This is a genomic window from Acinetobacter sp. ANC_7682 (assembly GCF_056779795.1).
In genome coordinates this window covers 1-339 of the sequence record NZ_JBWYIQ010000093.1, presented here as the reverse complement: position 1 = coordinate 339, position 339 = coordinate 1, and the positions used below count along the sequence as shown (strand labels likewise).

The following is a 339-nucleotide window of genomic DNA, read 5'->3' as shown; positions in this document are numbered from 1 at the left end:
GGTCTTGGATCCATGCAGGGCTGATGTGCCATGCTTGTTCGAGGCCTAGGCTGGCATTGTCTTGGTGGTCACTGTGTTGGTGTTTGCTTTGGACTGAGCCTGCGCCTTCTTCTTGTTCGAGGGCTGTGGCTTGCCAGCGTTGTAGGTGGACTGCGGTGGGTTGTAGGCTACGTTGTCCGATAAAGCTGGTGATGGTATCAAATTGTTCTGTCGCATCACTGCGGTGGTAGCGAATGTTGCGTCGGTTAAGGGCTTGGTATTGGCTGTTGTCGTCAATCAGGCGGAGCTTTTGTGCTTCGATCGGGCTGTTGTTGCTCGGTACAATCGGTTGGGCTTCAT

1 pseudogene is annotated in these 339 nt (G+C 53.7%); it reads right to left on the bottom strand.

Annotated features, from left to right (window positions below):
• A pseudogene (locus AC1M9D_RS14130) lies at positions 1-339 on the bottom strand (type VI secretion system tip protein VgrG); the annotation flags it as partial.